The sequence below is a fragment of the Caballeronia sp. KNU42 genome, assembly GCF_053760385.1.
This window is the reverse complement of the sequence record NZ_CM132388.1, coordinates 1,278,588-1,303,194: the sequence shown is the minus strand read 5'-3', so window position 1 is coordinate 1,303,194 and position 24,607 is coordinate 1,278,588. Positions and strand designations below refer to the sequence as shown.

Genomic DNA, 24,607 nt, shown 5'->3' with positions numbered 1-24,607 from the left:
TACCAGTCTTGCAACAGCTTGCATTCTTTGAGGTCGTACAGTGGCAAAACAGCATTCGCTCACGTTCCGGATGACTGCGTTTATCGTCGTGGTCTGCGCGTTGCTCGTAGGCACGGATATCTGGCGCAGTCTTGCAGCCCGTCAAGTGCAGTTGAAGGAAATGACGTCGGCCACGACGAATCTCGCCCGCGCGATGGCGCAGCACGCGAACGACACGATCAAAGAGTCCGACACCGCCATCATGGGTACCGTCGAGCGGGTTGAACACGACGGCACCAGCCCGGCTGCCCTTGAACGGCTCCGCCAATTATTTTCGTCCCGCCTCGCCCAACTGCCGCAACTCAACGGCTTGTTTGTTTTTGACCGGACCGGTCAGCTGATCGTAAGCGCAGAGCCCGGGAAATTGCGCAGCTATAACAACGCGGACAGGGATTATTTTGTCTTTCATCAGAGCCACCCGGATCGCGGTGTACGCGTTGGCGTGCCCTTGCTCAGCCGTACGACCGGAAAGTGGACCGTGCCCGTGTCGCGGCGAATTGACGACGCCCACGGTAATTTCGCCGGCGTCGTCGTGGCGACAATCGACATCGACTTCTTCTTGCGGTTTTACAGCAGCCTGGATATCGGGCACGGCGGCGCCGCGGCGCTGATACTCGATAACGGGCGAATGGTCGTGCGCAGGCCGTTCGAAAGCCGCTTTCTGGGGGCAGACGTATCGGAGACCGTTCTTTTCCACGCCCACGAACTGGCCAGGTCGGGAACGTTCCTGACGAAGTCATCGCAGGATGGCGTGGTACGGCTCAATAGCTTTCGAAGCTTGCAGGACTACCCGCTGTTCGTCGCCGCAGCTTTGTCGCAGCAAGAAATATTGGCGGGGTGGTGGTCCGACACGCTTTGGCATTCGGTTGGTGTAGGCGTGCTGGTTATCGCGCTGGCGTTTTTCGGTTTTCGCCTCATCCGGCTCATCGGGTTGAGGACTGCGGCGGAAGAGCGGCTCGCGGCAAGCCTCGATATGACGCGTGCCATTCTTGATACGGCGATCAACCCGATCATCACCATCGATGGCGGCGGTGTCGTGCGCTCGCTCAATCCGGCCGGTGAAAAAGCCTTCGGCTACGCATCGCATGAGCTGGTCGGGCAGAACATCAGGACGCTCGTTCCAGATAGCTTCGTCGATGCCTATGACGATTACGTCGCCCAGTTTGCACAACAAGGCAGGACGGGCGCCGGCAGCGGCCGGGAATTGGCGGGATTGCGCAAGGACGGCTCGGTCTTCCCGGCGCACGTTTCCACTGCCCCGATGGTCGTCGCGGGCGAGGTTTGTTTCGTCTGCGTCATCACGGATCTCACTGAACAGCACGGACAACGCACGGCGCTGGCCGCCACGCGGGACCAGTTGTTACTGGCAGCCCAAACGGCAGAGCTTGGCATCTGGTCCTGGGACCTGGCGGACAACGCGCTTCACTGGAACGCGCGCATGTTCGATATCTACGAACAACCGAAGTCGCTGCTCGGCAGCGGGTTGAATTTCGATCACTGGCGCATGCGCGTGCATCCTGAGGACATCGACGCCACCATGCATTCGCTTACCGCGGCGATCGATGGGAACGGCAGCGAGCTTCCGCTCTTTCGAATCGTGCTTCCAGGTGGGCAGATCCGTTACATTCAGTCGCGCATCCGGCTCGAACGGGACGCGAGCGGCGCGCCGGCCGTCATGACCGGGATCAACCGCGACATTACCGACCAGCATCAACTGGAACTGCGCTTGCGTGAGGCGAAGGAGCAGGCTGACGCGGCGAGCGCTGCGAAGTCTTCGTTCCTCGCGAACATGAGCCACGAGATTCGCACCCCGATGAATGCAGTATTGGGCATGCTGCATCTCGTACAGCTAAGCAATCTCAATCTGCGTCAGCGCGACTACGTCGGCAAGGCGCAGACAGCGGCGAAGTCGCTGCTTAGCCTGCTTAACGACATTCTCGACTACTCGAAGATCGACGCAGGCAAGCTGCAACTCGATGTGCATCCGTTCGAGCTGGAGCCGTTGATGCAGGACCTGGGCGTGGTCCTGTCCGGCAACCAGGGCGACAAGAACGTCGAAGTTTTGTTCGACCTGGATTCCGCGCTGCCCAATTCGTTGATCGGAGATAGCCTTCGGCTGCAGCAGGTCCTGATCAATCTGGCCGGCAACGCACTCAAATTCACGCTGAGCGGACAAGTCATCGTCAGCGTCGAGTTGCTGCAACGCGAGGATGCAGCGGTGCGCGTACGGATTGCGGTATCGGATAGCGGCATCGGCATCAGCCGCGAGCAGACCGCACGTATTTTCGAGGGCTTCACGCAGGCCGAGACGTCGACAACACGCCGTTTCGGCGGGTCGGGCCTCGGATTGGTCATCTGCAAGCGCCTGGTCGGATTAATGGGCGGCGACCTTCAGGTCGAAAGCGAAGTGGGTGTAGGCAGCCGGTTCTGGTTCGACATCACGCTGGGCGTCGATGCCGCGAACCCTGCCGTCACTGCGCCTGTCATCGACCGGCCTTTGCGGTTGCTGGTGGCCGACGACAATCAGATGGCGGGAGAGCTGCTGGTGCGGACGGTGGCGACGCTCGGATGGCACGCGGACTTTGTTTGCGGTGGTATCGACGCAGTCAGGAAGATCAGCGAATCGGTGCACGCGGAGCAGCCTTACGACGTGGTGCTGATGGATTGGCGCATGCCGGACCTCGATGGACTGAACGCGGCAAAGCTCATTCGCGGGGCGAAAGACGGCCAGCCTCTTCCGGTGGTCGTCATGGTCACCGCTTATGGGCGCGAAGTGCTGGCTGAGGCTCGCGATGCCGGCGAGGCGCCGTTCGCGGGCTTCCTGACCAAACCGATCACGCCGAGGCAACTGAGCGACGTTGTACTGCGCGCGATGAGCGCTGCGGGTAAACCTCAACCCGAGCTTCAGGAGCCGGCTTCCAAACCTGCTGCCCGCCTGGCCGGGCTCAATCTGCTCGTGGTTGAAGACAACGCCGTGAACCGTCAGGTCGCCGAAGGGGTGCTGAGAGCGGAGGGCGCTCAGGTGCAACTGGCCGAGGGTGGAATCGAAGGCGTGAGAAGGGCGACGACGGCAGGCATTCCGTTCGATGCAGTCCTGATGGATATCCAGATGCCGGACATCGACGGCTTCGAAGCGACACGGCGCATTCGCAAGAATCCACGCTGCGCCGCGCTACCCATTGTCGCGATGACGGCGAATGCATCGAACGCCGATCGGCAAGCGTGTCTCGATGCCGGCATGAACGATCACGTGGGCAAACCGATCGATGTCGAGCGGCTGGTGTCGGTCCTGCACGCTCAAATTGATGGGAAAAAATTCCCGCTCGTGATCGAGGCCAATCAAGCACCTGATCAAGACCCATCCGCAGCGGAAGAGTTTGCCGAACCGCTGGTTGAAACGAAAACATCGATTGTTGCGCGTTTCGGTGGCAATATTGCGCTGATCAACAGCGTCCTGGATAACTTCGGGTCCCAGACGGAAAAGCAACTCATGTTGCTTAGCCGGCAAATCGCGCAGGGCGAACCGCTGGGTGCAGCCTCGGTGCTGCATGCAATCAAAGGGACCGCGGGAACGGTGGGCGCTCGCGCGCTTGCGGCGCGGGCCGGCCAGCTTGAATATGACTTGCGCCACGCCGATGTGTCGGCAACGAACGTTGTCATCACTGAAGAGGGCGTTGCCGACCTGAGAAGCCTGCTGCAGGACAGCGTTGCTGCATTGGCGGACGAATTTGGCGGTGACACAATCGAGGCGCCCGCCATCGACGTTACCTGGCCGTTAGCAGAATGGAAGCTGCGCCTGAACGAGATCGTGGCATTTCTTGAGTCATCGAATTTGCAGGCCGTGGCGCTCGCCGAGGCATTGGTTGCGCACACAGGGCCGGAACAGCGGGTCCAGTTCAATCAGTTCCTGACGCAGGTAAGGGAACTGGATTTCGCGGTCGCGGCGCTCAGCGCACGCGACATGCTGAAGCGGTCGTGACATATGGAGCATATTCTGGAAAGCTGGTTACTTCATACGAATCGCCGTCCCAAGATCCTGATTGCCGACGATCAGCCCACGAACATTCGTGTTCTGTACGAGCTGTTTCGCGACCAGTGCGACGTGTTCATGGCAACGAGCGGTGCGCAAACCATACAGATCTGCCGCGCTGAGTTGCCCGATCTCATCCTGCTTGACGTGGTGATGGATGATATCGACGGTCATGAGGTATGCCGCCGTCTCAAGGCCGACTCGCGGACCAGCGCCATCCCGATCATCTTCGTGACCTCGCAGAATCAGGAGGCGGATGAAGTCATCGCCTTGGGGTTGGGTGCTGTCGACTTCATCACGAAACCTATCAACCCGGTCATCGTGCGCGCGCGTGTGCGCACCCACCTGACCCTGAAGCTGCAGGGTGATCTGCTGCGCGCAAGCGCATTGCTCGATGGCTTGACGGGTGTTGCGAACCGCCGCAAATTTGACGAGGATCTGCAGACCGACTGGCGTCAGTGCCTGAGGGAGACCGCACCCCTCTCATTGATTTTGATCGATATCGATTATTTCAAGCTGTATAACGATCGCTATGGTCATCAGGCAGGTGACACTTGCCTGAAACTTGTCGCAAGGGCGCTAGTTGAAACGCTTCGGCGGCCCTATGACAAGCTGGCCAGATATGGGGGTGAGGAGTTCGCCTGTCTTTTGCCGAAGACCGAACTCGCGGGGGCGAGCGCGATGGCGGAAAGAATGCGAACGCGCGTGAGCGAATTGAATGTGGAGCATCTGGGCTCCGATGTTGCTCAGGTGGTGACCATCTCCCTGGGCGTTGCGTCCATGGTGCCGACGCCCTCTGTCACCCCTGAATTATTGTTGAAGGCCTCGGACCAGCAGCTCTATGAAGCGAAGCGCACGGGCCGTGCGCGTGTCTGTACGTTGACGACGGCGTGAGCCGGGTATGAATTGCGCGGCGCCACTCGCGCACGCATGCTGATCCGCAGTCTTTATGGCGGACGACGAGTCCGCCGGTCAATGGCACTGCCCTGATTCAGCCTTCCGTTTATAACGGATGCTTGCGGTCGTTCGCCACTGCCTGCCGCGATTCATCGTCCGCCGACTGCCAGTATTGAATAGTGGCGTGAATTTCAGCTTCGATGCGCCGCACGGTATTGATGATGCTTTCGATACGGGCTTGCAGGATGGCAGCCTTGAACGGCTTGGCGATGACATCCGCTGCGCCGAGATCGAGGGCGCGCTGTTCAGCGTCGATGTCGGCCGCCGGCGCGATATAAACGATAGGCACATACTCGAGCACCGCCTCGGCTTTCAGTGCCGCGAAAATTTCAAACCCGTCGTTCTGCGCGGTATGGGTGTCGAGAAGAATGAGGGTCGGCGGGTGGCTGTGCGCTTGCCGCAATGCATCTTCGCGGGAGGCCGAAAAATGTAGGGTGCCTGTATTTTCCAGCGTTCGCCGCATCAGTTGAATAGTGGAAAGATCATCTTCGATGATCAGCAGCTCAGGCTTTTCCGGCGTCTGCGCCCAGGTTCGTATCTTGCCCGCCCGGCAGTCACGATCGATATCTTTCACGATCTGCTTCACGCGGAGTTGTGCGCGCACGCGAGCCTTGAGTTGCGCAGCAACGAGCGGTTTCGCGACGTAATCGGCTGCACCCAGTCTCAGTGCATCGACTTCCAGCGCAGGCGCGTCATGGCTCGTCACGAAAATAATCGGGATGTGCGCCAGATTTGCGTCGGCCTTAAGGACTTCGCATGCATCGAATCCGGTCATGCCCGGCATATCCGCATCCAGCAGAATAAGGTCGGGAGGGGAATCTTTTGCAAGCTCAATGGCAGCTTCACCTGAGGTGGCGAACCGTTGATCAGGGTACGCGGCGAGCATTTGACTCATGATTCGAATGGTCAACGGATCGTCGTCTACTAAAAGAAGTCGCGCACTGTTTGCTGACATTCGATTCTTCCTCAGGATTTTTAATGTACGTCGCCATGATGCGGCATTCGGGTGCAGCTTGATCGGGGGAAATGCGGTGGTATTGGACCTTAAATCGAATCTTGACGCGCCGCGAATAGGGAGTCTTGCCGCATTCTAATATAGGGCGGTCGGTTGGTTAAGTGTCAAAATCGAATGCCACAAAGCGGCTGTATTTAGGGCGATTACTGTGGTTGCTCAGATGCGATTCGTTCACGGGTTCGCTAAACTGAAGTTAATTGAAAAATGGACGACCGCATTCCGTAAGATTGAGGAATGGAGATATTGGGCGATCCGCCGATGTGCCTGAGGCGGCAACTATTTATCTCGGCGCATCGGGGGCTAGAATTGAACGTGGCGCCGGTCCTTTTGATGTGGAACCGATAACCCTGGCTCGATTTATCAACGGCAGGCAACCATGAACACTCGCCATGCGTGTTTCGTTCGCCCTGCGCTGGCTGCGATTTGCGTCGCTTCGCTCGCCACGCTCGTGGCGTGCGGCGGAAACTCCTGTATCGGCCTGAACGGCTGTGGCGGCGGAAATGGGGTGCCGAACGAAGTGCCAAGTGTCTCCATATCCGGCACGGCGGCTACCGGCACTGCGCTCGCCAGCGCGACGGTCAGCTTCAGTTGTGCGCAGGGTTCGGGCTCCGCCTTGTCGGACGGTGGCGGCCACTATGCGATCACGTTCAACGCCACGCTTCCTTGCGCCATCACCGTGACCTCTGGCGCCACGAGCCTGCATTCGCTGGCGTTTGGCGGCGGCACCTTCAATACGACGCCCGAAACCGAGTTGCTGCTTGTCTATCTCGCTTCCCAGCTCGGCACCAACGAAACCAGCCTGATCGCCGGCTTCCCGAGTAACGCGCAGTTCCAGCAAGTGCTCGCAAACCAGGCCGATGTGCTGGCTGCACAATCGGCGGTCGTCACCAATCTGCAACAGCGCTACGCGCTTACGCTGACGGCGCCGGCGTTTCTGACAACGCCGTTTAACGTTGGGCAAGCAGGCGTCGACGGCGATCTCGACACGCTGGCGCGAGCGGGCGCTATCGATACCAATGGCATGCCCGATCAGGCCGCTGTCTCGCTGCTGACGGCAGCGGGTTTCGCTCATCCTCTCGCAGCGACGGCCACACCTTCGTCCGGCACCGGCACCGGCAGCACGAGCGGCACCACCGGCGGCATGATGTGACGCTTGACGAACTGCAGACCCCGGGTGGCGCTGATTGAAGAACCGCCGCGTGCCAGACAGAAGGTTGCATTCGGCTCGTGACGGTCGACGTCAGCATCGTTCCAGGTTCTCATGGAAGCCGGACCATTGTCCCTTCTCAACTTGCTAAGTTGTGCTCGTCAAAGAAACGATGAAGTCAAGAAATACCCTCGTCTTGGCCGGCGTGTGGTGCCGCGATGGATGGTATGCATAGAGCGGGAAGCGCTCATCCGGCCAGTCCGGGAACAGGTTGACAAGCCGACCCTCCCGGATCAAAGGCTCGGCTCCGAGCAGAAGCATCTGCGCGACGCCGGAGCCGGCCAGGCAAGCGTTGAGCAGTGCGCTCGGATCATTCACCGTAAGCCTTCCATTGGTCTCGACAACAAGCTTCTTGCGCTTGCGAAGAAACTCCCACGCATACGGCTTTCCGGTTTCCGGGTTCCGGAACTCGAGACACCTGTGTAGCCCGCGACCCAGTTCTTGAGGCTCCGCCGGCCGTCCCCGGCGAGCGAGGTACGAGGGTGCTGCGACTGTGACAACCGCTGTGTCCAGGAGCTTTCGCGCAATCAGGCTGGATGAGCGCGGTTCGCCAAATCGCAAGGCCAGATCGAAACCGTCCATGATGAGGTCGCCGAGCTGATCTCTCGCGATGAACTCGAGTTCAAGTTCAGGATGCGCATCCATGAATTCGTCGAGCTTCGGGCTCAAGGCGATTCGCAAAAAAGCCGGATCAAGATTGATGCGCAGCTTCCCGCGTACTGTCGCGGCGCCGCCTGCCGCGGCTGCAGCCGCTTCCTCCATTCCCCTCAAGTGCGGCATGACCTGTTCGTAGAACCGCCGGCCCTCTTCAGTCAGGGAAACGGCGCGGGTCGTCCGGTTGAAGAGCCGTATTTTCAGCCGCCTTTCGAGTCGGGCGATGGCCCGGCTCACCCCGGGCGGCGACATAGCCATCAATTCGGAAGCGGCGGCGAACGTCCCCGCATCGACGACGGCCGCAAAGACGCTGATACCGCTGGAGAGATTCTCGCTGGACGTTCTCATTGGCGCCCCTCCTGATCATTTATCGGTCGGAACAAAAACTGCACTATGACGCATTAGTGACTCGTAGTCATTTTATAAGTGCCATTCGTGTCATTTAGTTTCTTCTCGCGTTTGCCCACAATGCATCCCAACGGTCCGTTTCAACCTCAACGATCCCAAGGAGCATTGCCATGAATACCCGTCATTTCGCACTGGCCATCGCGGCCGCCATCGCCGTCCCTGTCGCCGCACACGCTCAGGAATCCAGCTCGACTGTCACTCGTGCGCAGGTGCGCGCAGAGCTCGTACAACTGGAAGGCGTGGGCTACCGGCCCGGCCGCGCCAATGATCCACATTACCCCGCCGACATTCAGGCAGCCGAAGCGGCTGTGGCCTCGCAGAAGGGGGCCGGGTCGAACGTTGACAGCAGCATGGGCGGTGTACGCAGCGGTTCGTCCGCATCGGGCAGCCGCATCACCACGCATGTAGCGTTCGACTCGCTCTATTCGCGTCACTGATCGGCACGTCACTATTTACGCCAGGGAGAAGCGACAATGTATGCAATCACAGGAATAACAGGGAAGGTCGGCGGCGCGGTGGCTCGCACGTTGCTCGCAGCGGGCCAGCCGGTACGCGCGGTGGTACGCGATGCCGCCCGGGCACGTTCATGGGCTGAGCGCGGCTGTGAAGTGGTGACAGCCGACATGGACGACGTGGCGTCCCTCACGGCCGCCTTCGAGGGCGCGCAAGGCGTCTTCATTCTGCCACCGTCCGACTTTGATCCGTCGCCGGGGTTTCCCAAGGCACGTGTCGTCATCGAGGCCGTGCGCGCCGCGCTTCAGTCGGCGGCGCCAGCCAAGGTCGTTTGCCTGTCGACGATTGGCGCGCAGGCCACCGAGACCAATCTGCTCACGCAACGCACGCTGATGGAACAGGCACTGGGCACGCTGCCCATGCCCGTCACGTTTCTGCGACCCGGCTGGTTCATGGAGAACGCAGCGTGGGATGTGGCGCCGGCCCGCGATACGGGAACCATTCCCAGCTTTTTGCAACCGCTCGACAAGCCTGTACCGATGGTCGCCACGGCAGATGTCGGCCGCGTCGCCGCACAGCTGCTTCAGGAGAGAGGGCGTGGTGTGCGTGTCGTCGAGCTGGAGGGGCCGCAGCGTGTCACTCCGATCGACATCGCGGACACGTTCGCCAGAATTCTTGGCCACGCAGTAGTCGCGCAAGTCGTTCGGCGTGACACGTGGGAGTCGCTGTTCCGGTCCCAAGGTATGAAGGAACCGATGCCGCGTATGCGCATGCTCGACGGCTTCAATGAAGGCTGGATTGCCTTCGAAGGCGAGGAAGCCGACATCGTCAAGGGCGAAGTGGAACTGGAAACCGTTCTGCGAGGCCTCGTCTTGCAGGCGGAATAACACGGGCGCTATTTGCTTACTACTCATCAAGGGGTTCGTTATGGAATACAGCACACTCGGCAGCTCAGGGCTGCGCATTTCACGTCTTAGTCTTGGCGCCATGACCTTTGGCGCGGGTACTGGAATCTGGGGCGACATTGCCGGCCTTGACCGAGCCCAGGCCACCCGGCTTGTCTCGATGGCCGTCGAGCGCGGCATCAACCTGATCGATACGGCTGACGCCTATTCGCAAGGGCACTCCGAAGCGGTCGTCGGTCAGGTGTTGGCCGACCTGGGACTCGACGAATCGCGCATGCTGGTCGCGACAAAAGTCCGGCTGCGCACAGGCGTCGGCCACAACGACGTCGGGCTCGGCCGTTCGCACATCATGCGATCAGTGGAAACGAGTCTTCGGCGTATCGGCCGGGATCATATCGACCTGTTTCAGTTGCACGACCGTGATGAACTCGTGCCGCTCGAAGAAACGCTTCGCGCGCTGGATGATCTTGTCACGCAGGGAAAGGTGAGGCACATCGGCGTGTGCAATTTCAGCGCGGGCGATCTGGAGCGCGCGCAGGGCATTACCGCCCGCACGCACCGGGTTCGCGTTGTCAGCAATCAGGTTCACTATGCGCTGACGAGCCGCGACGTCGAGTATGAGATTGCGCCCGTGGCAAAGGCGAATGATGTTGCGCTTCTGGTGTGGAGTCCGCTCGCGGGCGGGTACCTGAGCGGTAAATACACGCAGGGAAGCAGCGGCGAAATGGGGCGTCGGACCAGGCTGAATTTTCCGCCGATCGATCCCGCAAAGGCGGATCCTGTCGTGCATGTATTGCGCGACGTTGCAACGGAGTTGAACGCGTCGCCGGCTCAGGTGGCATTGGCCTGGACCCTGCAGCGCCGTGAAGTCTGTTCCGTCATAGTCGGCGCACGCACGCCTGACCAACTGAGCGCCAACCTCGACGCTCAGCAAATTGCGTTGAACGCAGCGCAGACCGAACGTCTGAATCAGGTTTCGCAGCCGCAGCTGCCCTATCCTTACTGGATGCAGCAGTTCCACGACAAGGATCGGGTAGTGGCCTGATTGCCTGGTCAGCGACAACCCCGTCACTCGATCAAAGGACGACGGATCACCGTTGTCGAAGTAACCAGGTCCTTGCGCCGTCCGGATGTCTGCGCCAAGGGAAGGTCCCGGCCGTCCGAAAGGACGCCGGCCTTCGACACCGCTCGGGCGATGCGAAACATCCGTTCCGGCTGTGTTGCGACATTAGCGTGTCATGGATCGCTACCGAGTCCTTTACAGAGGACGGTGGAAGTCGCGCGTTTCACGCATCGGTTTTGATCACCATCAAGTCTTGATATCTCCTCTCTGCCATCGCCGTAAGAACGCCGCCCTTACGACCGCGCCCACGATTGTTCGCTGATTCCGGACCCTTCAAGAAGCGAACATTGTCCGGGTCACGCCAAATCGGACAACCATTTCTGTATCACTTTTAAAACGGCCGACAAATGCTTATGCGATCGCGGTTTGAAGGTCGCAAAGGCGCGATTTCAAATGACGTTGCAAAACCCGGATGTGCCTCCAGTAAGGGATTGAGCGCACGAAAGCGTTTGCGCGATTAATCGGACGGATCGCTCCGGTTTGAGCGTGCACCGTTCAAGAGTGAATCAAAAACGTTTCCAGCCCCACTGTGCGCTGCTGCATATTCCGGGGGGCACTATGCTGGTACTGGGTTTGCGCGTGCTGGCACGGTCCTCGCTAAATGTGTGGTGCAGCACTAGCCAATGTCGAAACTTGAAAACGAACAAACGACATTGACAGGGCTGCTACGGGGCCGGTCGCTACATGTCTTAGATAGATGCCATCAGATGCATCACGAGGCGCGCAGCGGACCGGAATAAAAAAGCAAGGCGCACAGCGCAATCGAGGGAAAAACATCATGCTGAATCTTCAATCAGACCTGCACGGCAATCATCTGTTGGGCGCGCTTCCGGCGCACGAATGGCAAGCGCTTACGCCGCATCTCGAACTCGTCCAGCTTCGTACGGGCCAACTGCTTTGCGATTCGGGGCAGCGTATTCATCACGTGTATTTCCCGACGACGGCCATCATCTCCTTGCTTCACTCGATGGAAGACGGCAGCTCGGCGGAAATTGCAGCCATCGGACGTGAAGGCATGACCGGTGTTCCTATCCTGACCGGCGGCGATACCATGCCGACACGCGTCCAGGTTCAATGCCCGGGCTTCGCGTATCGCATGAGCGCCAGCGCCTTGCGCGAACAGTTCAACCGCTCGGATTTCCTGCGCCGCCTGATGCTGCTGTACATGCAAGCGCTGCTGACGCAAATCGCGCAGACCGCTGCGTGCAACCGTCACCACTCCCTGAGCAAGCAGTTGTGCCGCTGGTTGCTGATCGAGATTGACCGTACGCCGTCCAACGAATTCCACGCGACGCAGCAGATGATCGCCGACATGCTGGGCGTGCGTCGCGAAGGGGTCACGGAAGCGGCTGGAAAGCTCCATGACGCCGGTCTGATCCATCACAGCCGTGGTTGCATCAAGGTGCTCGATCGCGCCGGTCTGGAAGCGCGTGCGTGCGAATGCTATGGCATTGTCAAGCGTGAGTTCGACCGGATGCTGCCGCGCGTGCGCCAGACCGAGGAAGTCTGCTAAGTGCTGCGCAGATCGGCAAATGAGTTGGATGGGCGGGAGACAGACGTCCTTGCCTAGAACTCACAGTCGTCAATGGCGTGAACGTCTGAGAGCTTCCGAGCAGGGCGAGTCGAGTGTGCACATCTCGGCATCAGATTCCATGCCTTTGAGACAACGATATCGGGTCGCCAATCTGTTCGGATAACTGACGATGCCGCCAACATACTGACACGCCTTCTATGCGAGGTTGAGAGCTTTCACCGCGATCGTTCCGAGAACGGGCTTGACCTGTGCAGTGGACATCGTCGAGATCGATTTGTTACGTAACGCCGGCATCAGATACTCACGCAGGACAAATCCGGTTTCGCGGCAGGTTTCATCCGCCCATTCCTTACGCTTGAATCCGTGCCACGCCTCGCGTACTTACGCAATAACGCCGGATGTTACTGGACGACATCTGATCGGCCCAAAAACAAAAAACCCCGCAGGCCCAAGGCTTTACGGGGTTTCTCGTACTTCTTCCGACTATCTGTTGGTGCCCAAGAGAGGACTCGAACCTCCACACCTTGCGGCGCATGGACCTGAACCATGTGCGTCTACCAATTCCGCCACCTGGGCCAACCGCTACAACCAAGACTGCTATTTTAGCGAACGATTCGAAGCTGTCAATGGCCGTGCAAGAAATCGATCAAAAGGAGCGGGAAAACAGGGGAGATCAATCCGCCTGATAGTGATGCCGCACGAAAAAACGATCGAGTTCACGCTCCTCTGGCCGTTGACCCGTAAAGACCTCGACGTACTCGGCGATACGCATCATGCGCACCGATAGCTCCTCTTCGCTTTTCATCGAAATGTAACCCATCTGCGTCAGGTAGATTGCTCGCGCGCGCACATCGGCGGAGATGGGTTCATATTCGTAACGCTCGAACAATTGCGTGAGCGCAGCTATGCGAAGTTGGTCCGCGACCTGGATCTCGGCAGTAATCTCAGGCGACTGCAGCGCCCAGCTCCGGATAGCGGCTTCAAAGCGTGAATCGAAGATCCGGTCATCGAGCCAGCAATCAAACACGTTCAGAACCGCCTCGCAGATTGTTTCGGCGTAGGCCTCGGTCTGCTTGACCCAGTTGCCGGTGTTTTTGGCGCGCCAGCGCTCAAGCAGCGCGGCCAACAGCTCCTCACGGTCCTTGAAAAACCAGTAGAAGCTGGTTCTCGACAGATTCAGCTTCTTGGCCAGCGGAAGGATGCGCACGGACTCGACGCCGGCATCGCGCAGGCTTTCGTAAGCGACCTCGAGCCACGCTTCCGATGACCCTCGTCCCGCATCCGCAGTCGGTTGATCCATAGGTAAAAGATTCCTTAAAGCAAGCGTAAGCGCCGGTTTGAAGCGCGGCAGTCCATCGGGAAGGCGACGATATTCTGGCGTCCGGACCGGCATCGGTCAAAGTGCTTTCCTCTGTAAGTGCTTTCCTCCGTATTTCGCCTTTATCCCGCAGCGTGACCTCGCGCCGCTGATAGCTTCAGCATCTCAATGTTCATTGTAGTCGAGATACTTGACACAGGTGTACAGAGTGAATAATCTTCATTGCGTCCCCCAACGAAATCGCCAAAGGCCACGCCATGTCGTCAAGCGACCCGCTCCTTCAGCCTTACACCATCAAGCACCTGACGTTCCGCAACCGCATCATGACGACGTCGCACGAGCCGGCGTACGCGGAGGACGGCATGCCGAAGGAGCAGTACCGCGCGTATCACGTCGAGCGCGCCAAGGCGGGCATTGCGCTCACGATGACGGCGGGGTCGGCTGCGGTATCGAAGGACAGCCCGCCGGTGTTCAACAACGTCCTGGCTTACAAGGATGAGGTCGTGCACTGGATGAAGGATCTCGCCGACGAGTGCCACGAGCACGGCGCGGCGGTGATGATCCAGTTGACGCACCTCGGGCGGCGGACGCGTTGGGACAAGGGCGACTGGCTTCCGGCGGTGTCTCCCTCGCATAACCGGGAGCCTGCGCATCGCTCCTTTCCGAAGAAGCTGGAGGATTGGGATATCGAACGCATCATCAAGGACTATGCGGACGCCGCGGAGCGGATGAAGGCGGCGGGTCTTGACGGGCTCGAGCTGGAAGCCTACGGACACTTGATGGACCAGTTCTGGTCGCCGCTCACGAATACGCTCGATGCGCCTTACGGCGGTTCGCTCGACAACCGGATGAAGTTCACGTTCGACGTCCTGACCGCGATGCGCAAACGCGTCGGTCCGGACTTCCTGCTCGGTATCCGATACACCGCCGACGAGATCATTGAAGGCGGCCTCACGAAAGAGGATGGGCTGTACATATCGAAGAAGCTGAAAGATAGCGGCCTCGTCGATTTTCTCAACGTGATCCGCGGTCATCTGGAAACCGATGCCGGATTGACCGACATCATCCCGATCCAGGGCATGAAAAGCGCTCCGCATCTGGACTTCGCCGGGGAAATTCGCAAAGTGACCGGGTTCCCTACCTTTCACGCGGCGCGAATCCAGGACGTGCCGACGGCGCGGCACGCTATCGAGTCAGGCAAGATCGACATGGTCGGCATGACGCGCGCGCACATGACGGACCCGCACATCGTTCGCAAGATCATCGAGCGCCGGGAAGACGATATCCGGCCGTGCGTGGGCGCGAACTATTGTCTCGACCGTATCTATCAAGGTGGCGCGGCGTACTGTATTCACAATGCGGCTACGGGCCGCGAAATCACCATGCCGCACGACATTGCGCGTGCGCCAACCAGGCGCAAGGTTGTGATTGTGGGCGCGGGTCCGGCAGGACTGGAGGCAGCGCGTGTGGCCGGTGAGCGAGGACACGAGGTCGTCGTGTTCGAAGCCACGAACCACCCCGGCGGCCAGATCCGCCTGACCGCGCAGAACGTGCGGCGCAAGGAGATGATTGGCATCATCGATTGGCGGATGTCTCAATGCGAGCGGCTCGGTGTGAAGTTCAAGTTCAATACATGGGCCGAACTGGCGACCGTGCAAGCCGAGGACCCGGACGTGGTGATCGTGGCAACAGGGGGGATGCCTCGCACCGACGTCTTGCGTGAAGGCAACGAGCTGGTTGTATCGACATGGGACATCATCTCCGGCGACGTCAAGCCGGGTTCAAACGTCCTGATCTTCGACGACGCCGGCGACCACGCTGCATTGCAAGCAGCCGAGATCATCGCGCAAGCCGGCGGGAAGGTCGAGATCATGACGCCGGACCGCTCGTTCTCGCCCGAAGTGATGAGCATGAACCTCGTGCCCTATATGCGATCGCTGCAGAAGCTGGACGTGAAGTTCACGGTGACCTATCGGCTCGCTTCGGTGCATCGGGACGATAACGGGCTTGTCGCGGTCGTGGGCAGTGACTACGGCGGTATCCGCAACGAGCAGCGTCATGACCAGGTCGTGGTGAATCACGGAACCATTCCAATGGACGACCTGTATTTCGAACTGAAGCCCATGTCGAGCAACCTCGGCGCGCTGGACTACGACGATCTGATTGGCGGGACGAAACAGTCACGCAAGCCCAATCCGGAAGGCAGGTTCCAGCTATTTCGCATAGGCGATGCGGTGTCGGCGCGCAACACGCACGCGGCAATTTACGATGCGCTTCGTCTGGTCAAGGATCTGTAGGGGCAATGGCAGCTTCATCAAAGCTGCCATTGCCCTGGTCAGCGATTTGGATAACTAATAATCATGCATATTACGGTGCCGCCAGAAAGCCTGCGGGCGAGTTTATTTCTTAGGCAAACGCTTCAAAATGTGGCCATGAAATTGACGCAAAAACACCGTTTTTGATACCTTGACAGTTGGTTCCACGTGGGACTAATCTGAAATTGTCGGTGATCGCATAGCAAATTGAGAAGGGTGGTGATTCCTTTGCGAGCCTTGGGTATTCGACGAATTCATACACGCTGCGGACCTTCAAAAATGAATGGACGTAATCATGGATCGTGACGCGCGCCTTTCCGGACTGACCCCGCAACGAACTCGCGATGACCGCGCGTATCGGGAAGATCAGGCGGTCAAGGGTCACCAGATCGCGCCCGTCGACCGGTCGCTGATTGAAAGAGTCGAGAGCATCGACCGGCGCTCGCTGCGTGCATATCGTCTTGAGAGAATTCGAGCGCAATTGCGCTTGCATGACTACGGCGGAATTCTGCTGGCGGATCCGCTGAACATCCGCTATGCCACTGACACGAACAATCTCGGGCTCTGGGTCATGCATTCCCCGAGTCGTTATGTCTATATCGCGACAGACGGGCCGGTCATCCTGTTTGACTTCGTTAGCAGCCGGCACAACAGCGAAGGCATTGAGACCATCGACGAGATACGTCCGGCCATTCCGTGGCTGTACTTTCTTGCCGGCCCGAGAGTCGAAGAAAAGGCCACGTTATGGGCGAGGGAAATTGCCGACCTGGTAGCAACCTACGGCGCGGGTAACCGCCGGCTCGCGGTCGATCGCTGCGAGCCCTGGGGAGCCGAGCGCTTGAAGGCGCATGGCATTGAATTGTTCGACGCGCAGCCGCTCACCGAACAAGCGCGGCTGATCAAGTCGCCGGAGGAAATCGCGCAGCACGAGGTGTCGATGGCCGTGTGCGATCTGGGCATATCGCGCATGGTCGATTCGCTTCATGCCGGTGTGACCGAAAACCAGTTATGGAGCATCCTGCACGAGACGAACATTGCGCATGGAGGCGAGTGGGCTGAAAGCCGTTTGCTGACTTCCGGTCCACGCACCAATCCGTGGTTTCAGGATGCAACGAACAGGGTGATCGAAGCAGGAGACATGGTGTGCTTCGACACCGATATGGTCGGACCCGGCGGCTACCTGTCCGATATTTCCCGAAGTTTTGTGTGTCCAGGCCGCGCGATGTCCGCAAGTCAGGGAAATCTCCTCGGCTTCGCCGAGGACCAGATCATGCACAACGTGGGTTTGCTTCGCGCGGGGCTGTCGTTCCGTGAATTTGCAGAACAATGCTGGCCGGTTCCCGAGCGCTACGTGCATAACCGCTACATGATGATGCTTCACGGTGTCGGGCTGGTGGATGAATATCCGAGTGTCGCCTATGCCGTCGACTTCGACGCCTGGGGGTACGACGGAATCTTCCAGGAGAACATGGTCGTGTCGGTGGAGAGCTACATTGGCGAGCAGTGCGGCAAGGAGGGCGTCAAGCTTGAGGAGCAGGTCCTGATTACCGCGGACGGTGCGATCGTTCTGTCTCGGAGTCCGCTCCTGATCCACGCATACTCATAGCGGCGTCTAACCGATATGCGAAGCGACGCCACCACGACACAAGTCCTTCCTCGCGTGATTGATTCCGACGCGATGCTGGAACGGCTTTCGCCTGTTGCATTGATCGATGCATTGGAAAAGAAGCATCTGGAAGACTACGAAACTATAGGCCGGCTTTATACGGCGGTATCGAGAACTGAGCGGCCCAGCGCTGAGATGCTCGTTTGGGCGGCCTCGCGGGCGGACGGATCGATGGGCGCGAAAATCGTTTCGATCTCTCCGGACAACGGTCAATTGAGCGCGCCTGCACCCACGGTTCATTCCGCGTTTGCACTGGTCGACCCGTTAGATGGGCACTTCAGGTCCTTTATCGTGGGCGAGAGTTTTACCCGGTGCAAGACCGCGGCTGATTCTGCGCTTGCGGCCCGCTATCTCGCTCCGCTCAAGCCGACGAAACTGGTCGTGCTCGGCGCGGGTGCTCAGGCGCGCACGCATCTGGCATACCTGCATGCGGTTTGCCCGAGCATCGAACGGATTGACGTGTGGAACCGCAATCGCAGCAGGGCGGAGCAGTTGGTGGAAGAGCGGTTTCTGCCCGTCAATTTTCATGTGTCTAATGATATCGAGGCGAGTGTTGCGGACGCGGATATCGTGGTGTGCGTGACGTCGTCGTCCACGCCGGTGCTTGACGGGAAGTGGCTGAAACAAGGCTGCCATGTCGATCTGGTCGGCGGCTTCAGGCCCGACATGCGCGAGACCAACGACGCCGCGATTCTTCGATCAAGTGTGTTTGTCGACCATAGGAAGCTCACGGCTGAGCACTGCGGGGACATATTCGAACCGCTAAAGAGCGGAATCCTGGATATGTCGGCTATCCGGGGAGACTTGTTCGACCTGTGCAGGAAGAAGGTTCCTGGGCGACGCAACCCGCAGGAAATTACGCTCTTCAAGAACGGTGGCGGGGGGCATCTGGATTTGATGGTGGCGGAATGGCTGTCCGAATTTCCACATCGATAGTGTCGAATTCGAGGGTGAACAGATATGGCTAGTACGGTTGAGGACGCACAGGTAACAGATCCGCAGGCAGAGCCAAAGGCATCGGATGGCGCCGCTTACGCACACGACGTGTTCGCTTCGGTTGTCACGAACGGACCGATCAGCGACGCATGGCGCTTCACGCTCTGGTCGAACTACTACACCGAGCCGTGCTTTTCAGCGATGAGTCGTGACTTCGATGTCGGCCGCGACGAGTTTAACGTGCTGAGTTGCCTGAGTTCACACGGTCCAATGGCCGCCAAGACAATTTGCGAGGTAACCGGCCGTCCGAAAAACAGCATCAGCCGTGCGGTCACGCGACTGAGCGGAAGGAAGATGATCCGGCGCAAGACCAACCCGCTGGATCGGCGAGAGAGCTGGCTCATCCTGACCGAAAGTGGCCGGAAGCTTTATGAACGCGTGCTTCCCATTGCTATTGACCGGCAATCCACGATGCTGAGCGGATTGAGTTCGTCAGAGCGTGCGCTTCTCGATCAGGTCCTGAACAAGTTAATGCAGTTTCGCCATGAATGGTGAAGCGATTGAGGTAAATGTGGGCCGCAGGAAGTTGATTCGGTTTCCTCACTACATGATTAGAAAGCATCACTTGAGGCCCGCTTTTTGGCTTAGTCAAATCAACTGAACGAGCGGCGGTCCGAGGCAACCTTGGCAGGCGCGGGTGCGCGACGGGCGTGCCGAAACCAGCCTGGCAAGAAGTTCACGGAGTGAGTTCCATGAATAGTATCGCTTCCTCTTTCCTGGAGTCTGGGCCCGCCGCATCGCAGCGTTCGGGGCCTGCTTGCGAGCCGATACTTTGCGTTGAATCGGTAAGCAAGACATATGGCGCGCATCGGGTGCTCGAGAACATCACCTTCCAGATGCAAGTGGGCGAGGTCATCGCGATCATTGGTCCCAGCGGCTCAGGAAAAAGCACGTTGCTCCGGTGTATCAATCAACTCGAGCCGCCCAACGAAGGCAGGGTGACCATCGGCGGCGTAACGATCGATGCGGGACGCCCGCCTGCCCGGCGCGACCTTGTCGCATTGCGCCGGAAGATCGGCATGGTGTTCCAGTCATTCAATCTGTTTCCCCATCTTTCCGTGTTGCGCAACGTCAGTCTTGCGCAGGAGCGCACCATGGGACGCTCCAGGAAGGACGCCGATGCTAAATCGATAGAACTTCTGGCGCGCGTTGGCCTTGCAGACAAGGCGAGCCAGTATCCCGCCCGTTGTTCAGGCGGGCAGCAGCAACGAATCGCGATTGCCCGCGCGTTGGCCCTCGAACCGGAGATCATGTTGTTCGACGAACCTACCTCCGCACTGGATCCGGAGTTGGGCCTCGAAGTGCTGGCGGTCATGAAGGAACTCGCGTTATCAGGCATGACGATGATCGTGGTAACCCACGAGATGCATTTTGCGGAGAACGTTTCGGACCGCGTGATCCTGATGGCGGAAGGTCACATACTCGAGGAAGGGCCCAGCGCCGACATCATGCGTGCACCGAAGACGGAACGCGCAGCAAAGTTCCTTAGCGCCGTGAGGGACCGCTAATGATCATGGATCTCACTGCGATCCTAACAGGCGTCCCGTGGACAATCGCACTCACGCTGGTTTCGTTTGTTCTGGGTGGGGCGCTTGGATTGCCGCTTTGCGCGATGCGTCTCTCGACGAATGGCGTGTTGCGGCTCACATCGACGGCAATTGTTGTTTCGTGCCGATCCATTCCGCCGATTGTCTGGCTCTTCTTCGTGTTCTTTGGCATTGGTAACGGCCTCATCGCGATGAGCCCGTTTACAGCGGCCGTGGTGGGCCTCGGCCTGGTAACGGCAGCCAATATGTCTGAAATCTATCGAGGCGCATTGACCGCTATTCACCCGGGGCAGTTTGAAGCAGCGAAGGTGCTGAACCTGACCAGGAGCCAGCAGTTTCGCGACGTCGTTCTGCCGCAGTTGACGAGGATCGCATTGCCGTCCGGGGCTACGTATCTTATTGGCTTGCTCAAGGACTCCGCCGTTGCTTCGACGATCGGCGTAAGTGACCTCGCCTACCAGTCGTATCACGTTTCCCAGCAGACGTTCCGGGGACTGAGCGTCTACGCGGCCGCGGCACTTCTCTACATACTCCTGAGCTTGCCGATCGCGTGGCTGTCGCGCTGGGCCGATGTTCAATTGCGTTCGAGGGTATCGAGATGATGGCGCTTCTGAACCTCTGGAAGGGTTGGCTTCCCGAGCTCATCGACGGATATGGCCTTTCGCTCGAGGTCACCGCCCTGAGCCTCGCAATAGGCATTCCGCTAGGGCTCGTGCTGGCGCTTGCGGTGCCCGCAAAGTCCAGGGCAATCCGGATCATCGCGCTGACGTTCGTTGAAATCGGCAGGGGAGCGCCCGTTCTGATCCTGCTTCAGTTTGTTTATTTTGGGTTGCCGACGGCAGGTCTTACGTTGTCGTCGTTCGCGTCGGCAGTGGTTGCATTGGCGTGCTGCACCGGCGCTTATACGAGCGAGATCATCCGGGCAGGATTTGAGGCCGTCCCCTATGGACAAAAGGAGGCGGCGTTAGTCATCGGGCTCAATGGCGTCGATGCCTTGCGCTTCGTGATTGTTCCTCAAGGCCTGCGAGTTGCGTTGCCCGCGCTGCTCGGATTTTCGATCATGATGCTTCAGGCGACGTCTCTCTGTTTCACGATCGCGCTTCCCGAGCTGGTCAGCCGGGCGTCGAATATCGGCTCCACGACCTTTGAATATATGCCGGTTCTGATCCTCGCCGGCTTGATGTTCGCTGTCATCTGTATTCCCGCAACATTGCTTGTCTCCGTGCTCGAACGAAGATTGGGACGTCACGCGGTTCGATAGCCCAATGCGCTCCATGTTTGCTGCTTAGTTTACTGCTTAGCTGTTCGTGAATATCCCTCCACTGAAGCCACCACAAGGAAAACGGCATGAAAACGTCAGCGAAATTTTTGGGGGAGCTGTGTGCGGGCTTCCTGCTATCTTGCGTCACCTATTCTGCCTTCGCGGATCAGTGCAAGCCTGCTCACACTTTTCCGACTATTACTTCGGGTACCTTATCGGTTGCGGCGTGGGTGTTTCCTCCCTATTCGATTCCGGCGGGCAGCACCGACATCGGCGGCGTTGACGGCGATATCGTCAAGTTGATTGCGGCCAAGGAATGCCTGAAGCTCTCGATCAGCACGGTGGACCCGGCGGCCGTCATCCAGTCGGTGGTGTCCGGAAAAGCGGACATCGGGATGGGGGACTGGTACCGGACGGCTGACCGCGCGAAGGTCCTGGGGCTCAGCGGGCCCATGTATCTCGATCAGATGGGTGTCATCTCCAAGGAGGGTATCGACACGATCGCCGGTTTGCAGGGCAAGCGGGTCGGCTCGGTTCAGGGTTATCTCTGGACGGGTGACTTGCAGAAAGTGCTCGGCAGTTCGGTGACGCTCTATCCCAACCCGGTCGCCATGGCTCAGGATCTGGCGGCCGGCCGGATTGACGTGGGCACGGACAGCTTCGCCGTTGCGCAATACGACCAGATGAAGGGCGGTTATTCCGCGATCAAGATCATGGCCGTGAAGCCGGACCCGAGGGTGCCGGCATCGGTTCAGCCGGGCCAGACCGCGTTTCCCTATACGAAGTCGAACCAGGCTCTCGGCGATGCCCTTAGCGCGGACATCGCGGATCTGCACAAGTCCGGCGATATCGCGCGGATCCTGAAGGCTCACGGTCTCGCGCCCACCGCCGCCGACGTCGGCGCACCGCGACTGGTGCAGTAACGAATGACCCGCTCGCAAGGAGGAGAGGCAATGATCAGTTTGGCCAGGGGCGTCGCGTTGGGTCCTGATGTGACGGGCTCGCATTTTCTCGATGCGGCAACCCTTCAATGGCAGCCGACAGACGCCCCGGGGTTCGATGTTGTGACGCTGTTCGAGAATCCATTTAACGGCGAATCGACTGTCTTGATGAAAGTCGATCCCGGTGCGAGTATGGGTTCGCACAGTCATGAGTTATTCGAGGAGATCTACGTCCTCCACGGCGATTTTTCGGACGAGGAGCGCACCTACCTGCGCGGACAGTACTGCGTGCGTTCGCCGGGAACGCTTCATACGGCGGCGTCGGAAAACGGATGCATGGTCATGCTGATCTACCGGAATATCCGGCAGCAGGCGTAGTTGGTGTAAAAAGCTGCTTTAGGGAACGCGCTCGCGAACGCGAGGCGTCAGGCTACAACCATTTGGAGTGAGTCGTGAGTTCTAAGGTTGTTATTGTGGGCGGCGGGGTAATCGGTAGTTCGATCGCCTATTTTCTGCGTGCTTCAGACCCGACGGTCGAGGTGACCGTGATCGAGCGCGACCCGAGCTACGCGAAGTCATCGTCGGCGCTGTCGGCCGCATCGATCCGGCAGCAGTTCTCGACGCCGCTTTGCATTCAAATGTCGTTGTACGGGATCGAGTTTCTTCGGGGTATCGGCGACCTTCTTGAAGTCGATGGTTTCAAGCCGGCGATCGAGTTGCACGAAGGCGGTTATCTGTTCCTCGCCACGCAAGCCGGGGAAGCCACGCTTCGTGAAAACCACGCGTTGCAAAGGAAGCTTGGCGCCGACATCACGCTCATGGCGCAGGACGCACTGCACGCGAAGTTTCCCTGGCTGAACGTTGAGGATCTCGTTTCCGGCACGTTTGGTGAAAGCGGGGAAGGGTGGTTCGACGGCTATGGTCTCGTGCAGGCGCTTCGCAAGAAGGCGCAGTCGCTGGGTGCGCGATACGTCGCGGCGGATGTGACCGGACTGGTGCGGGAGGGCCGGCGGGTCACGCATGCTGTGACGAGCGACGGCGAGCGCCATGCATGCGACACGGTGGTCAATGCGGCGGGTGCGTGGGCGCGCAAGACAGCGCAGATGATGGGCATCGATATTCCGGTTTTCGCGCGGCGCCGGAGCATTTTCAATGTGTCGTCGCCTGCGCGGTTGGAGCACTGTCCCTTGCTGATCGACCCGACCGGTGTTTATTTCCGGCCTGAGGGGAAGACGTATATTTGCGGCACGTCGCCGAGTCCAGACAACGATCCGGATGACTTGCCGCTGGATGAAGTCGATCACGCCATCTTCGACGACGTCATCTGGCCGACGCTTGCTCACCGTGTTCCCGAGTTCGAAGCCCTGCGCGTTGAAAACTGCTGGTCGGGCTACTATGAGTACAACGTGCTCGACCAGAACGCAATTATCGGCTATCACCCGGACATCGAAAATTGTGTGTTCGCAAATGGCTTCAGCGGTCATGGGCTTCAGCAGGGTCCCGCGACCGGACGTGGCGTCAGCGAACTGATTCTCTCAGGGAAGTACACTTCGCTCGACCTGTCGTCGCTGAGCTGGGAACGCGTGATCGAGGGACGTCCGATCGTGGAAAAGAACGTCGTTTAGCGCGGCGCGGTGTTTCGCGGCCTGGCGGCCTAGAGTCGTTTAGGCGATTGCTAATAGAAGGAACAATTCGCAGCTAAAGCGCTCCTAGGGGAATGAATGCCGCAACCCAAAGGAGGCGGCACTTGTTTCGGGCCTGATAAGCGTCTCCTTAATATCCGTTATCAAGAGTCCCGGCATAGCGGTTAATATTCGGTGGACGAGCGGCCCTTGGCCGCGTCAACTCGACCCAATTGATTTCGGAAAATATGGAAACGGTAATGCCTGGTTTGAAAGAACTACTGGCGCAGCGCGAAGCGCTTCAACACGAATTGGAGCAAGCACGCCAGCAGGAAGCAGATCGCGCGCTGCGGGAGATCGTCGCGAAAATGAGGGAATATAAAATCTCCCTGCAGGAACTGATAGGAACCCGGGCTCATGCCCGTCTGGTCCCGCCAGTCGCCAACGCGAAGTACCGCGACCCGGCAACCGGGGCGACGTGGAGCGGGCGGGGACGGGCGCCCCAGTGGATCGCAGACAAGAACCGTGACGATTTCCTGATCCAGCCGTCTTTGTTTCGCAGTCAGTGAGGCTTTCTCGTTCCTTTGCGCCTGATCCGCGACGTTCGAGATAATCA

At 59.1% G+C, this 24,607-nt stretch carries 21 protein-coding genes, 1 tRNA gene and 1 pseudogene; 18 read left to right on the top strand and 5 right to left on the bottom strand.

Annotated elements, in window-relative coordinates; genetic code table 11:
• Positions 1 to 40 precede the first annotated feature (40 nt).
• The gene (locus ACSOSP_RS05705; RefSeq protein WP_455310020.1) at positions 41 to 4,018 is read left to right on the top strand and encodes a response regulator; all 3,978 of its coding nucleotides are present in this window, start codon (positions 41 to 43) and stop codon (positions 4,016 to 4,018) included.
• A gap of 3 nt (positions 4,019 to 4,021) precedes the next feature.
• The gene (locus ACSOSP_RS05700) at positions 4,022 to 4,963 is read left to right on the top strand and encodes a diguanylate cyclase domain-containing protein (protein WP_455310019.1); all 942 of its coding nucleotides are present in this window, start codon (positions 4,022 to 4,024) and stop codon (positions 4,961 to 4,963) included.
• Positions 4,964 to 5,072: 109 nt separating this feature from the next.
• On the opposite strand, the gene ACSOSP_RS05695 is transcribed toward ACSOSP_RS05700, so the two are convergent.
• Positions 5,073 to 5,600 carry a response regulator gene (locus tag ACSOSP_RS05695; RefSeq protein WP_455310864.1) on the bottom strand — a complete coding sequence of 176 codons (528 nt, stop codon included), beginning with the start codon at positions 5,598 to 5,600 and terminating at the stop codon, positions 5,073 to 5,075.
• Between the two features lie 84 nt (positions 5,601 to 5,684).
• A pseudogene (locus tag ACSOSP_RS05690) lies at positions 5,685 to 5,912 on the bottom strand (response regulator); the annotation flags it as partial.
• Between the two features lie 505 nt (positions 5,913 to 6,417).
• Between ACSOSP_RS05690 and ACSOSP_RS05685 the strand changes: the two are divergent.
• Complete coding sequence (locus tag ACSOSP_RS05685) at positions 6,418 to 7,191, top strand: hypothetical protein (protein ID WP_455310018.1); 774 nt, start codon at positions 6,418 to 6,420, stop codon at positions 7,189 to 7,191.
• 144 nt (positions 7,192 to 7,335) lie between these two features.
• On the opposite strand, the gene ACSOSP_RS05680 is transcribed toward ACSOSP_RS05685, so the two are convergent.
• The gene (locus ACSOSP_RS05680) at positions 7,336 to 8,250 is read right to left on the bottom strand and encodes a LysR family transcriptional regulator (protein ID WP_455310016.1); all 915 of its coding nucleotides are present in this window, start codon (positions 8,248 to 8,250) and stop codon (positions 7,336 to 7,338) included.
• Positions 8,251 to 8,420: 170 nt separating this feature from the next.
• On the opposite strand from ACSOSP_RS05680, the gene ACSOSP_RS05675 reads away from it, so the two are divergent.
• From ACSOSP_RS05675 to ACSOSP_RS05660, 4 genes are all read left to right on the top strand, one after another.
• Positions 8,421 to 8,747 carry a DUF4148 domain-containing protein gene (locus ACSOSP_RS05675; protein ID WP_455310015.1) on the top strand — a complete coding sequence of 109 codons (327 nt, stop codon included), beginning with the start codon at positions 8,421 to 8,423 and terminating at the stop codon, positions 8,745 to 8,747.
• Positions 8,748 to 8,783: 36 nt separating this feature from the next.
• Positions 8,784 to 9,650, top strand: a complete 867-nt coding sequence (locus tag ACSOSP_RS05670; protein ID WP_455310013.1) for an NmrA family NAD(P)-binding protein — start codon at positions 8,784 to 8,786, stop codon at positions 9,648 to 9,650.
• A gap of 40 nt (positions 9,651 to 9,690) precedes the next feature.
• A complete protein-coding gene (locus ACSOSP_RS05665) occupies positions 9,691 to 10,713 on the top strand; it encodes an aldo/keto reductase (RefSeq protein ID WP_455310012.1) in 1,023 nt (340 codons plus the stop codon).
• A gap of 856 nt (positions 10,714 to 11,569) precedes the next feature.
• Positions 11,570 to 12,304, top strand: coding sequence for a Crp/Fnr family transcriptional regulator (locus ACSOSP_RS05660; RefSeq protein WP_455310011.1), 735 nt, complete (start codon positions 11,570 to 11,572; stop codon positions 12,302 to 12,304).
• A 512-nt stretch (positions 12,305 to 12,816) separates the two neighbouring features.
• On the opposite strand, the gene ACSOSP_RS05655 is transcribed toward ACSOSP_RS05660, so the two are convergent.
• Positions 12,817 to 12,901, bottom strand: a tRNA-Leu gene (locus ACSOSP_RS05655).
• Positions 12,902 to 12,998: 97 nt separating this feature from the next.
• Positions 12,999 to 13,625, bottom strand: a complete 627-nt coding sequence (locus ACSOSP_RS05650) for a TetR/AcrR family transcriptional regulator (RefSeq protein ID WP_455310010.1) — start codon at positions 13,623 to 13,625, stop codon at positions 12,999 to 13,001.
• 275 nt (positions 13,626 to 13,900) lie between these two features.
• Between ACSOSP_RS05650 and ACSOSP_RS05645 the strand changes: the two genes are divergently transcribed.
• The 11 genes from ACSOSP_RS05645 (at position 13,901) to ACSOSP_RS05595 (ending at position 24,560) form a co-directional block, all read left to right on the top strand.
• Positions 13,901 to 15,940: an oxidoreductase gene (locus ACSOSP_RS05645; RefSeq protein ID WP_455310009.1), complete on the top strand. Its 2,040-nt coding sequence runs from the start codon at positions 13,901 to 13,903 to the stop codon at positions 15,938 to 15,940.
• A 313-nt stretch (positions 15,941 to 16,253) separates the two neighbouring features.
• Positions 16,254 to 17,564 carry a M24 family metallopeptidase gene (locus ACSOSP_RS05640; protein ID WP_455310008.1) on the top strand — a complete coding sequence of 437 codons (1,311 nt, stop codon included), beginning with the start codon at positions 16,254 to 16,256 and terminating at the stop codon, positions 17,562 to 17,564.
• Positions 17,565 to 17,579: 15 nt separating this feature from the next.
• Positions 17,580 to 18,560 carry an ornithine cyclodeaminase family protein gene (locus ACSOSP_RS05635; protein ID WP_455310007.1) on the top strand — a complete coding sequence of 327 codons (981 nt, stop codon included), beginning with the start codon at positions 17,580 to 17,582 and terminating at the stop codon, positions 18,558 to 18,560.
• A gap of 24 nt (positions 18,561 to 18,584) precedes the next feature.
• Positions 18,585 to 19,115 (top strand): MarR family winged helix-turn-helix transcriptional regulator, encoded by a 531-nt coding sequence (locus ACSOSP_RS05630; RefSeq protein ID WP_455310006.1) that lies wholly within the window; start codon positions 18,585 to 18,587, stop codon positions 19,113 to 19,115.
• A gap of 197 nt (positions 19,116 to 19,312) precedes the next feature.
• Positions 19,313 to 20,128, top strand: coding sequence for an amino acid ABC transporter ATP-binding protein (locus tag ACSOSP_RS05625; RefSeq protein ID WP_455310005.1), 816 nt, complete (start codon positions 19,313 to 19,315; stop codon positions 20,126 to 20,128).
• A 5-nt stretch (positions 20,129 to 20,133) separates the two neighbouring features.
• Complete coding sequence (locus ACSOSP_RS05620) at positions 20,134 to 20,769, top strand: amino acid ABC transporter permease (RefSeq protein WP_455310004.1); 636 nt, start codon at positions 20,134 to 20,136, stop codon at positions 20,767 to 20,769.
• The gene (locus ACSOSP_RS05615) at positions 20,766 to 21,428 is read left to right on the top strand and encodes an amino acid ABC transporter permease (RefSeq protein ID WP_455310003.1); all 663 of its coding nucleotides are present in this window, start codon (positions 20,766 to 20,768) and stop codon (positions 21,426 to 21,428) included. Before ACSOSP_RS05620 ends, ACSOSP_RS05615 begins: the two co-directional genes overlap by 4 nt.
• Positions 21,429 to 21,514: 86 nt before the next feature.
• A complete protein-coding gene (locus tag ACSOSP_RS05610) occupies positions 21,515 to 22,351 on the top strand; it encodes a substrate-binding periplasmic protein (protein ID WP_455310002.1) in 837 nt (278 codons plus the stop codon).
• Between the two features lie 30 nt (positions 22,352 to 22,381).
• The gene (locus ACSOSP_RS05605; RefSeq protein WP_455310001.1) at positions 22,382 to 22,747 is read left to right on the top strand and encodes a cupin domain-containing protein; all 366 of its coding nucleotides are present in this window, start codon (positions 22,382 to 22,384) and stop codon (positions 22,745 to 22,747) included.
• Between the two features lie 74 nt (positions 22,748 to 22,821).
• Positions 22,822 to 23,994 carry an NAD(P)/FAD-dependent oxidoreductase gene (locus ACSOSP_RS05600; protein WP_455309999.1) on the top strand — a complete coding sequence of 391 codons (1,173 nt, stop codon included), beginning with the start codon at positions 22,822 to 22,824 and terminating at the stop codon, positions 23,992 to 23,994.
• A gap of 245 nt (positions 23,995 to 24,239) precedes the next feature.
• Positions 24,240 to 24,560, top strand: a complete 321-nt coding sequence (locus tag ACSOSP_RS05595; protein WP_455309998.1) for an H-NS histone family protein — start codon at positions 24,240 to 24,242, stop codon at positions 24,558 to 24,560.
• Positions 24,561 to 24,607: the final 47 nt, after the last annotated feature.